The organism is Commensalibacter sp. Nvir, assembly GCF_963921845.1.
Classification (GTDB): domain Bacteria; phylum Pseudomonadota; class Alphaproteobacteria; order Acetobacterales; family Acetobacteraceae; genus Commensalibacter.
The window spans coordinates 57,227-68,242 of record NZ_CAWUGZ010000130.1; the positions used below are offsets into that span (position 1 = coordinate 57,227).

Below are 11,016 nucleotides of genomic sequence, written 5' to 3' on the forward strand. Positions count from 1 at the left end.
TTTATAAAATGAAATTTATAAACTTTTTTTATACATCTACTGTATTTACGCTCTTCTTAAATTTAAGCTGTTTTCTCTTTATTTCCCACGCTATGGCTGCCCCTCTTACAGACAACAACGGTAAAATTGAAACCCATAGCGCAGACAAAGCCTTTGGAGAATCCAGCTCAAATGTAAAGAATCAAATTGTTATTCCTACAGCGTTGCCGATAACGGACTCAGCGCCACTCGTCCAATCTGGCCCTTTAACCTTTCATCCTTTGGTTAAAAAAGTTGTTCCAGCAGTCGTTAATATTGCAGTAAACCAAACCTTGTCTACTGACCAACAAAACAATATGAAAATTCCGCCTTCTTTAAAAGGAACCCCTTTTGAAAAAGAATTTAGAAAAAAACAACTTGAGTTAAACCAAAAGATTACCGACGCTGGCTCAGGTTTTATTATCGACCCTAGTGGTATTATTGTCACCAATACGCATGTTGTCGGTCAATCCGATGATATTGTTGTCTCGCTTACGGACGGCAGGCAGCTTCCTGCTACTATTATTGGGAGCGATTCACTCACCGACATTGCAGTAATAAAAGTACAAAGTGATCAACCTCTACCTTATGTTCTATGGGGAGATAGCCGAAAAGTAGAAGTCGGTGACTGGATTGTTGCTGCCGGTAACCCCTTTGGTCTGGGATCTTCAGTGACCGCAGGGATTGTTTCTGCTCGCGGAAGAGACATTGGGTCAGGTCCCTTTGATGACTTCTTGCAACTGGATGCCCCCATGAATCCTGGCAATTCAGGTGGACCTTCTTTTAACCTTGCTGGACAAGTTGTTGCGTTAAATACAGCCATCGTTTCCCCGACCGGAAGCTCTGTGGGAATAGGATTTGGTATCCCTTCAGAAATCGTAGCTCCTATTGTTAGGCAATTGTGTAAAACCGGATATATTGATCGAGGATGGTTGGGCGTTACTTTGGATGACAGCGGCAAATCCCCTGGAGTAAAAATTATAGAAATTGATAAAAACGGTCCTGCTTTTAAAGCAAAAATAAGGGCTGGTGATCGAGTAGAAAAAATAGATGACCAACCTATTGATACCGCCCGTACTTTTATCAAAACCGTCGCCATTGCTCATCCAGGCACCAAGCTTAACTTAAAAATTAAACGCAACGGTCGTTATATAACGATCGACGTTTTAGTTGGGCACCGCCCTAAAAATCTGGACAATTAAAAAACATATCCTTCGTTCTTTGTTCGTACTCAGTTGGATTGAACAATCTCTTATAAAAAGTAATTACCCTTTGTGTAAAGTTACGCTATCTAGTTTTGATATAATTATTACACTGCAACTTTTTCATTAAACAACATTGCGGTAAATCCTTGATTTTTTTTATTAACTCATTAAAAGCAACAAAGATTTAATAAAACGTTCAATGTGAATTTAATCTCTTGAAAATAAGAATCATAAAACCACATTTTACTTATTAAATTCTAATCCTATTTATTTTTACTTTTAATTTTTTCGACTAAACGAAAAATTTAGCTTAATTGGGGATAATTCTATGCATGGTTATTTAAAAAAATCATTGTACGAACCACAAATTACTTATTTGAAACGTGCATTAACCGTTTCATGTCTTTCTTTTGGTCTTATGTATGCATGGATGTCCTATGGATTTGCTAATGCAACAACCCCTGTAAATAACAATACCAATGATGTAAATCCTAACTCAACGGTAAATGTTCTTGCAGATCAGCTGTACGTAGGTTCTCTACTTTCTCCTTCAGGCGCCGTTACCAAAGCGGGTGACCTTATGGTTGAATCTTATTTCCAGACGGCCATTAGTCGAGGCGACTATCTTCCCGATGGCCGTGTCCGTAGTAATAAATATCGCACCAACACCGCAGACAGTTTTTTCCTCGTGAAATATGGATTCACCGATAAATTGTCCATTCAGCTTACCCCGCAAATCAATTATTATTGGAATGGACAAACCACGGCCAGCAGCGTTCACTTCGCGGATTTTCCTGTAGAATTACAATATCGTCTTATTGATCAAATTGACTCTATTTATCAACCCAGTCTTAACGCTTATCTTGGTATGAATTTCCCAACCGGTGACTTTAACGACCTTGGTCGAGATCTTGATGCAACTGGTCAAGGTGTATATTCTTTACGCTTTGGTCTTATGTCACAAGCAGCCTACAATGTATTTGGAAAAGCGCTTCGTATACGTGCTTGGGGTGTGGCTAGACAACCTCTCGGTTCAACCAATTTAAAAAATATTACCAGTTACGGTACTGGAGAAGGCTACGACGGGAATGCGAGACTAGGGATGTTTGGGAATACCGGTTTCTCTCTTGAATACGGACTTAGCCGTAAATGGCTTCTTGCGTTTGATTTCCAATACGATTGGGCAAGAGGTACACGTATGAGAGGCGCCTACTATGGTAAAAATACTCAACGCAGTGTCAATGGTGCTTCGCATGATATACAAATTGCCCCCGCCGTTGAATATAACTTTAACCCTATGATTGGTCTTATTGTAGGTACAGCACTTACGGTTGACGGGCATAATACTAACGATTTCGTACAACCACAATTCGCCGTTAACTTTAATTTCTAAAAATACAACCGCTAATACAATTAACGAAAATACAGTTTATATTTGTTACGCTGTATTTTCCTTAGATTTATTGTTTTATTATCCAAACACACTAATTGTATTAAACTATATATTTCAATTTTGTTAATCGTCCATTACGAATAATAACAATTGCGTTTTGTCTAAATTTTCTTGCCAAATATATTGCTTTGGCAGGATTAATAGCAACCAAAAACAAAGGTTCACTTTTGTTATTTAAAGATCCTTTCCCTTCATAATATTCATAGCGAACGAGATAGTCTGCCAACACTCCCATCTGACGTTTATTCCAACCTTCCGGTTTTAAACGACCTCCTGGGTTATAAGCACTTAACATAACCAAAAACTGATTACATAAATGTTTCGGTATTCCTTTTGGAAACCGATTAATGCCTGTTGTTACTGTTCCTCCTTGATAGAAACTATGCATATAGGCAAAATGTATTTTGGGTGTTGGTGGTAAAATAAACGTCAAAAGTGTTAAGTTTCGTAACTATCGGTAGAACCAAAATCCGAATTGCGATGTACTTGCACAGAAAGCAACAATCCGAATCCAAACATAACGGTCAACATTGCTGACCCCCCATAAGAAACCATCGGTAAAGGCACACCCCCTACGGGTATAGCTCCCATAACCATAGAAAGATTTACAACACAGTATAAAAAAAAATTCATTGTCAATCCTAAAGACAATAAGCGACCAAATTGACATTTCGAACGCATCGTAATGATCATCCCCATAACAACAATACTTAAAAGCAATAAAATAACCATACTCCCCCCGACAAATCCCCATTCCTCTGCAATCATGGTAAATATAAAATCCGTTTGCTTTTCAGGGAGAAAATTTAACTGACCTTGGGTACCGTGCAAAAACCCCTGCCCCCACATTCCCCCCGAACCAAGTGCGATTTTGGATTGAATAATATTGTAACCCGCCCCAAGAGGATCGCTTTCGGGATGTAAAAAGGTAGTTATTCTGGCTTTTTGGTAATCATGCAGATGACTATAAGCAAGTTTAAAAAGAAAAGGTAAAGGAAAAATTAATAAAAATATCTGCCAATATCGCATTCCAGCAGCAAAAAAAATCGAAGCCCCAATACAACCAATAATGACAGCCGTTCCTAAATTAGGCTGCTTTAACACAAGCAATACAGGGAGTATAACTAAGATAGAGGGGACAATAAGCCTTAAAGGATTAGCAATCTGCTTCCAACTCATTTTATGAAACCAAGAAGATAATAAAATGATGAGTCCGATTTTCATAAATTCCGAAGGTTGCAAAGCCATGCCACCCACAACAAGCCAGCGTTCTGCCCCTTTACCGACATGCCCCATATACAACACCGCAAGCAAGGAAACAATTCCCAACAAATAAAACGGCCAAGCCAATTTAGCAATAAAACGTAATGGTGTAATCGCAACCCCGATCATAAGCACAAAACCCACGCAAAACCTTATTAACTGTGGGCGAGCATAAGGATACGGCGATCCACCAGCCGCAGAGTATAAAGCCATATACCCAACACCTGCCAATATCGAAACCAAAATTACGCATAACCAATTTATACGCCAAAGTTTGCTTAACAGTTTAAATCTAGGTTCAGTTCGGATAAGACGTTTTTCAAAAATCATTATTTTAAAAACCTAGTTTTTCAATTTTTCGTTAACTTGTCAGAACTTGATAAAAGGCTTTCTGTCTTATTGGCAGGATCACGTTGGAGCGTCTTTAACATTATGTCCCGTGCTAAGGGAGCAGCAACCGAAGCCGCTGCGTTGCCATGCTCAACAATAACCGATAGGGCATATTGAGGGTTATCATAAGGAGCAAAACACATAAATAAAGCATGTGGCCTAAACTTCCAAGGCAAACTTGCCGAATTAAAATGTCCACTTTCTCGCATGGCTCTTGAAACTCTTGTTACTTGAGCCGTTCCAGTTTTCCCCGCAAGAACCATCCCATTGTAATCAAGTTTTGCTTTGATCCCTGATCCCCTTGGCTCATTCACAACCGCATACATACCGGACCGTATGAAATTTAAATAATTGGACGCAATACTTAACGGTTGCCAATGATTTTTAGTAGACGAGATCGAAAGATAAGTATCTCTTTTTCGAACAAGATGAGGTTGAATAGCTAGACCCGAAGCTATGCGTGCGACGTAAGTAGCTAACTGTAAAGGAGAAACTTGAACATATCCTTGGCCAATACCGCTGACAATGGTATCCCCCACATTCCAATGATGCCCTTTATTTTCTCTCCATTTTCTAGTAGGTATCAATCCCGCTTTTACATGCGTTAATTCGATTTCTGGGGCAACGCCCAACCCGAGTTTTTGACACGTTTTAAAAATAGCATCCATACCGGTTCGTCTAGCGGTTTCATAAAAAAACACGTCGCAAGAATACTTGATCGCTTCGTGTAAATTTATTGAACCATGGCCATAACGGTTCCAACAATGAAAACGTGTACCACCATAATCGTAATAGCCTGGACAATTAATACGGTCGTTTTCATTAATTGTTTTCGCTTCCAATGCAGCCAAAGCCACAGCAGGCTTAAACGTTGACCCTGGTGGATAAAGTCCTGCAACCGCTTTATTTGTCAGCGGTTTACGCTCATCCTCCATCCACGCTTTCCACTGCGAATGGCTAACACCGCTATCAAAAAGCGAAGGATCAAAAGAAGGATTGCTAGTCATGGCCATTACCTCACCCGTTTTACAATCTAAAATGGCAACACTGGCACTTGCGTCCCCCAAGAGATCAGACACATCTTTTTGTAAATTTACATCAATGGTTAATTCAATAGACTGACCTTGTACACTTTCTTTGCGTCCAATCGTTGATACCACCCGTCCAATAGAATCCACCTCGACTTCCATCTCTCCAGCAGTCCCACGTAAAACATCATCCTGTGTTTGCTCTATACCCGCTCTGCCAACGCGTATACCAGGAAGCGCAAGAATTGGATTTTCAGCAACCTCTTTTTCATTAGGCGGTGCTATATAACCAATGGAATGGGCGAGCAGACCCCCTGTCTCGTAAATTCTTTTAGTGCCTATATCAATGACCACTCCAGGTAATGTAGGGGAATTAACCTCGATAATAGCCATTTCTTCCCATGACAAAAAATCTTTTAACAACGTGGGAATAAAACGTCTTTGATGGTCCAATCCCCATTGAATGCGTGCGTTATCATGCTCGTTTAAAGCAATTAAACTGGAAAATCGCAGCAAAGTCTGCGCTACATCGTTGGTTTCTTCTGGAATGAGCAACGCTCGCCAGTTTATTTTATTACTGGCCACTACTTGACCAAAACGATCCGTTATTCTACCTCGGGGAGGGGTCAACAATCGTTTGCTTACAAGATTTTTTCGAGCTAGTTTACTGAATCTTTTGCCTTCAACGATCTGCAAATGATAAAGACGATCAATAAGTGCCCCTATCAAAGCAATCTGTCCTAGCAACATAAAAAGTGCGCGGCGAAAAAACACTTTTCCTGTAAAGTGATTTTCTTTATCCGATATATTATGATGAAAGAAATTTTTATTCATACAGATTTTTTAATTTAAACTTGCTCTGGATTGGCTACTGTCCGATGAGCCCAGGTAAAAATAATAGATAATAAAGGATAAAAACCAACTGCAAAAATAATCTCAAGTAAAACTGAGTGGTAAGATAATAACTTTATACTAAAAGCAGAAACCAAAAGCCATTGCAGTGAAAAAAGTGCAACACTCACCAAAGAAAAACAAAACCAAACCGATAAAAAATTATATTTAGCCAAACGAAAACGTTGGGTAATTCCGATGCTATAAACGCTCAATAAAATAAAAATAATAACCCCAGGGGGCGAAAAATTAAGCAAATCTATTAATACCCCCAATATAAATACACCAAACGCCGGCATAGACCTAGGACGAAAAATAGACCAAAAAAATACCGAGCACATAACATAGGCAGGTAAAAGCTCATTACCGCCAGGAATATTTATAGGCATGGAAAGAAACAAAATTATAAGCACCGTCGTTCCCCACGGAACGAACGAACGAACAGAAATATCAATCTTTTGAAATTGATTTAACGTCGGTCGTATACCAGGTTTTCTTTTATGGCTAATATGTTGTCGATTAGGGTCGTTAATCATTATGGTTGCGCTTCACTAAATGAGGACTCGCAACAAAATTTCTCTTAAATTTTTTGACAGGCTTTTCGAGTCGCCCTAGCGCTTTGGGTATAACTGGATTTGAATTACCGTAATTGAAAATACGCACAATCCTTAGTTGATTTAATAACGTATAAGGAATAACAACAGCAGTATCCCGTTTTAAATAATGCACATACCCTATGGGTATCCCCGCTGGTAAGGCATTGCCTTTGTTATCTGTCGTAACCCTCTCTCCTTCGACAGGATGTTTGTCTTCGGGAAAATAAATTAATTTTGGATAAGTACTATTATCCCCTTCCATTATTGCTTGGGCTTGAGAACTATTTAAAAAAACAGGTATTTTACTTGCATCGTCATTAATGAGTAAAATGCGAGCCGAACGTTCACCAACTTCAGTCACTCTTCCCACAAACCCAAAACCACTCAAAGCAACATCACCAACGCTGACCTGGTGGATGGAATCTAAGAAAACCAGCATTGCTTTGTGATAAACGCCACTGACGTCTGCAACGACCCGAGCAGTAACAAAAGAAGGAATAGGATCAGGTATCCAATGCAATTGTTTTTTAAACATCGCATTTTCTTCAGCCAATCCCATCGCCACATAATACCAACGTTTTAACCGATCATTTTCCTCTTTTAACTGGTTATTTTTAAAAGCAAGATCCCTAACGTCTATAAAATTTTCTACCATACCATGGATACTATTAAATGGTGTTTCAACCAAAGCGTATCCAGGGGCAAGAAAATCCATTACCTTTGATCGTATGACCTCTATTATTCTTGGCTGCGTCTGGCCTAGCAGCATAATTAGAAGAGTCACCAAATAAAGAGCGGGTAGGATTAGTTTTGCTAATCCTTGTTTAATGTGAATTGATAAAGGAATCATCCTTTATAACACCTATCAAACGTGTTTATAACGTTACTACGTCAGTAAAAATTCATTATTTTAAATAGCCAATAGTTCAAAAAATCGTTTAAACCTGTTTGCCTTGACGCTTTAATAAATCTTTACAACTACAAACTCAATACATAGTGGTAAGAACGTTTCTTAACCTTTTCATTTCTTCCAAGGCCCTTCCCGTTCCCAACACTACACAATCTAAAGGATTTTCTGCAACAATAACAGGCAAACCTGTTGCTTGGCGCAAAACGTCATCGAGTCGAACTAATAAACTGCCCCCACCCGTTAACATAATTCCTTTATCAACGATATCAGCCGCTAATTCTGGAGGTGTATTTTCAAGCGCAACGGATACTGCTTCAACGATTTGAGAAACAGGTTCTGCAAGACTATCGGCGATTTGTTCTTGAGAAACTTTGACTTCTCTTGGTACTCCATTCATCAAATCCCTACCCTTTACCTCACGCCATAACCCTCCATCACCAGAAGGCCCTGCAATCGCTGCGCCAAGTTCCATTTTAATTCTTTCAGCAGAGCTTTCCCCAATGAGTAAATTGTGGTTACGCCGTATATATGCGATAATTGCGTCGTCCATTCGGTCACCCCCTACCCTCACTGAACGCGCATAAACAATGCCCCCCAAGGATATGACGGCAACTTCGGTTGTTCCTCCACCTATATCAACGATCATACTCCCCGAAGGTTCCGTTACGGGTAATCCTGCCCCTATGGCTGCAGCCATAGGTTCTTCGATAAGTTGCACACGCCGGGCACCTGCCCCTTCTGCGCTTTCTTGTATAGCACGGCGTTCCACAGCGGTTGATCCAGAAGGCACGCAAATTACAATTTGAGGGCTGGCAAACATTCGACGATTATGCACTTTATGGATGAAATGCTTAATCATTTCCTCAGCAACTTCAAAATCCGCTATAACGCCATCTCGCATAGGACGAATAGCCGTAATATTACCGGGGGTTCGCCCCACCATATTTTTGGCTTCTTCCCCTACCGCCAACACTTGTTTTTTCCCTCGAACGTCCGCAATAGCGACTACAGACGGCTCATTTAAAACGATACCACGACCTTTGACATAAACCAACGTATTGGCTGTACCAAGATCAATAGCCATGTCTGCAGACATAAAACCAAACAGACGAGAAAACATCCACTACCCCCAGCAGCAAAAATAAATTAATAACTCTAAAACTTTATAACTTATAACTTCTAAAAAATTGGTTTTTTAAATGCAATATTTGGTTGAACTGCTTTTGATTGCATTATCAATCAAAAAATTATAGAGGTTATAAACCATTTAATTCTGACTCCCAACTAATGCCGATTAGTACGCCTTAATGTTGGTAAATTAAACACTATAAAAAACTAAACTTTCAATAAAGCGTAATTTTGATTTTTGCAGTTTTAATTAGGTAAACAATAAATGATCCATAACAATTTTATAAACTATGATCATTTAAATAACTTCAACATAAACGCATTTAAGGTTAATTTCATATTTATTACGCTATTTACATACAATAATCAAAAAAAGAAATAATAACGACCAATAAAAAAACCATACTTTTGTGTAATTTACGCTATTATGATAGTATGAACAATTAAAAATCGGATCGAACGATAAGATTTTTAATCCTCGATATGATTTTGTTCGATTAATTGCTAACTACGATTTTTTAAAATCAGTTAGCCGCTTTTGGATTAAAACCACTATTTTTTCAAAACGCAGAGGACAATAAATGAAATCGAAAAACAAATTTACCTTTACAGGTATGTTACTTGCATTAGTGCTTAGCTCTTTTCTGAGTGCATGTGGCGATCCTTACAGTACTTCTGGTAGGGCGGGTAATGGCGCTTTAATCGGCGGTGGTTCAGGAGCTGCTATTGGTGCACTTGCTGGCGGCGGTGGCGGTGCAGCCATTGGCGCCGTCACTGGAGGATTGCTTGGGGCTGGTGTGGGTGCAGCGACCACCCCCAATCGTCCTAACCAAAATTATCAATATCAACAATCTAATACCAAAACTCAGTAAAACATTAGTTTGATCCTTTAACAAGCCGATAAAATGATTGAGAGGCGAGCCAGTTTGCCTCTCAATTTTATTAAAATTAAGGGTCAAAAGATTTCTTGTGCTTAGCAATAGTTTATTAAACGTAGTAGTAAGTTTTTTACTGCCAGACACTTATATTGATGTTGATTTTCCATTCAATAAGAGACTACTCCATTCATATAAACTTATTATAGCCAGCATTTAAACATCAATCTTTGCAGTTATTGTGGTATTAAAAAATATGACGCCACAATAAGAAAATAAATTTTATCGCTTGCATAAAAAACTACGCTGACCTTGCTTTTAATCAATACATTTTCAGCTTCAATGTTATTTCAAATAGTAGCAAAATTTATACTTTTGGATAAAACTTTGTCGACACATAAAACTAAAAGAATATTTTTCTCCTCTTTTATTTGTGCTCAATTGAAATAAGTTTATTAGCATTGGAACTCTTTTATAATTTGGTTAAATTTTCAAGACGTTTATATGTAATTAAATATGGGTTCCTTTGGAAAAACTTCACGCTAAGGTTGTTGTTTCCTTTTAAACGCTATTCTTTTAAAATCTTCATCTAAAATAAAAAGCAATTTTAATAGTTAGTTCAAAAAGTATAATACCCTACATACGAAGATTTTTCAGTTTATTGTTTTTCCATACCATTTTCGCAAATAATCGGCCACAATCGCCACTAACCCTAATCCGCTAACATATAAAATTGAAAAAAATCATGAAATGAGTATGGCGATTTTAACAGTTTTCAGGACTTTAGTTATTTTTGAGTAACAATGTTATTAATAAAAGGAAACATGCGATTAAATCACATATGTCAGGTTAGTTATTCTATTAGCGTATTGACTTCTCTACTCCTTATTTGAAAAGTCTATTTATTTTTTCTAGCTCTCAATACAAAAAAGTATTCTCAACACTTGCTCAAAAATCATCAGACTCACTTGTATGAATAAAATATGTTTTGGAGATTTTAAAAGTTTTTTTCTATAAATCCTCGACAAAACTCACATGTTTTCAAAAAAACATAACCAATTTATTAACAGTATAGGCATCTTTTATGTCTATTATTGCAATATACAATGCAATGAATCGAATCTGTTTGAACTTATTTTTGTTGAATCGCAGTGTGTCAATTGTACACTGTTCTACCATTTATTTTTATCGATATTCTCTTATATAAACTTAAATTTTAATTTTCATTTCGCTCCACCACTAAGATACAATGATTATAT

The 11,016-nt window shown here is 38.0% G+C and carries 9 protein-coding genes; 3 read left to right on the forward strand and 6 right to left on the reverse strand.

Going from position 1 to position 11,016, the window contains the following annotated elements; translation table 11 throughout:
* The first annotated feature begins 8 nt into the window (after positions 1 to 8).
* On the forward strand, positions 9 to 1,220 hold the full coding sequence (locus tag AABE15_RS08320; RefSeq protein ID WP_338330829.1) for a trypsin-like peptidase domain-containing protein: 1,212 nt from the start codon (positions 9 to 11) through the stop codon (positions 1,218 to 1,220).
* 331 nt (positions 1,221 to 1,551) lie between these two features.
* On the forward strand, positions 1,552 to 2,616 hold the full coding sequence (locus AABE15_RS08325) for a hypothetical protein (RefSeq protein ID WP_338330830.1): 1,065 nt from the start codon (positions 1,552 to 1,554) through the stop codon (positions 2,614 to 2,616).
* A gap of 100 nt (positions 2,617 to 2,716) precedes the next feature.
* On the opposite strand, the gene AABE15_RS08330 is transcribed toward AABE15_RS08325, so the two are convergent.
* The 6 genes from AABE15_RS08330 to AABE15_RS08355 all read right to left on the reverse strand — a co-directional run bounded on the left by AABE15_RS08330 (position 2,717) and on the right by AABE15_RS08355 (position 8,874).
* A complete protein-coding gene (locus AABE15_RS08330; RefSeq protein ID WP_338330831.1) occupies positions 2,717 to 3,109 on the reverse strand; it encodes a DUF3293 domain-containing protein in 393 nt (130 codons plus the stop codon).
* 5 nt (positions 3,110 to 3,114) lie between these two features.
* The gene (rodA, locus tag AABE15_RS08335; protein ID WP_338330832.1) at positions 3,115 to 4,269 is read right to left on the reverse strand and encodes a rod shape-determining protein RodA; all 1,155 of its coding nucleotides are present in this window, start codon (positions 4,267 to 4,269) and stop codon (positions 3,115 to 3,117) included.
* Between the two features lie 20 nt (positions 4,270 to 4,289).
* A complete protein-coding gene (mrdA, locus tag AABE15_RS08340) occupies positions 4,290 to 6,191 on the reverse strand; it encodes a penicillin-binding protein 2 (protein WP_338330833.1) in 1,902 nt (633 codons plus the stop codon).
* 14 nt (positions 6,192 to 6,205) lie between these two features.
* Positions 6,206 to 6,784 carry a rod shape-determining protein MreD gene (mreD, locus tag AABE15_RS08345; protein ID WP_338330834.1) on the reverse strand — a complete coding sequence of 193 codons (579 nt, stop codon included), beginning with the start codon at positions 6,782 to 6,784 and terminating at the stop codon, positions 6,206 to 6,208.
* Positions 6,777 to 7,694: a rod shape-determining protein MreC gene (gene mreC / locus AABE15_RS08350; RefSeq protein ID WP_338330835.1), complete on the reverse strand. Its 918-nt coding sequence runs from the start codon at positions 7,692 to 7,694 to the stop codon at positions 6,777 to 6,779. Before mreC ends, mreD begins: the two co-directional genes overlap by 8 nt.
* Before the next feature lie 136 nt (positions 7,695 to 7,830).
* Complete coding sequence (locus AABE15_RS08355) at positions 7,831 to 8,874, reverse strand: rod shape-determining protein (protein WP_338330836.1); 1,044 nt, start codon at positions 8,872 to 8,874, stop codon at positions 7,831 to 7,833.
* Between the two features lie 589 nt (positions 8,875 to 9,463).
* On the opposite strand from AABE15_RS08355, the gene AABE15_RS08360 reads away from it, so the two are divergent.
* Positions 9,464 to 9,754: a hypothetical protein gene (locus AABE15_RS08360; RefSeq protein ID WP_338330837.1), complete on the forward strand. Its 291-nt coding sequence runs from the start codon at positions 9,464 to 9,466 to the stop codon at positions 9,752 to 9,754.
* The last annotated feature ends 1,262 nt before the right edge of the window (positions 9,755 to 11,016 follow it).

What these genes read in the sequence shown, in the direction of transcription:
- AABE15_RS08320 (WP_338330829.1), top strand. Translation starts at nt 9, where the DNA reads ATGAAATTTATAAACTTTTTTTATACATCTACTGTATTTACGCTCTTC.
- AABE15_RS08325 (WP_338330830.1), top strand. Translation starts at nt 1,552, where the DNA reads ATGCATGGTTATTTAAAAAAATCATTGTACGAACCACAAATTACTTAT.
- rodA (WP_338330832.1), bottom strand. Translation starts at nt 4,269, where the DNA reads ATGATTTTTGAAAAACGTCTTATCCGAACTGAACCTAGATTTAAACTG.
- mrdA (WP_338330833.1), bottom strand. Translation starts at nt 6,191, where the DNA reads ATGAATAAAAATTTCTTTCATCATAATATATCGGATAAAGAAAATCAC.
- mreD (WP_338330834.1), bottom strand. Translation starts at nt 6,784, where the DNA reads ATGATTAACGACCCTAATCGACAACATATTAGCCATAAAAGAAAACCT.
- mreC (WP_338330835.1), bottom strand. Translation starts at nt 7,694, where the DNA reads ATGATTCCTTTATCAATTCACATTAAACAAGGATTAGCAAAACTAATC.
- AABE15_RS08355 (WP_338330836.1), bottom strand. Translation starts at nt 8,874, where the DNA reads ATGTTTTCTCGTCTGTTTGGTTTTATGTCTGCAGACATGGCTATTGAT.
- AABE15_RS08360 (WP_338330837.1), top strand. Translation starts at nt 9,464, where the DNA reads ATGAAATCGAAAAACAAATTTACCTTTACAGGTATGTTACTTGCATTA.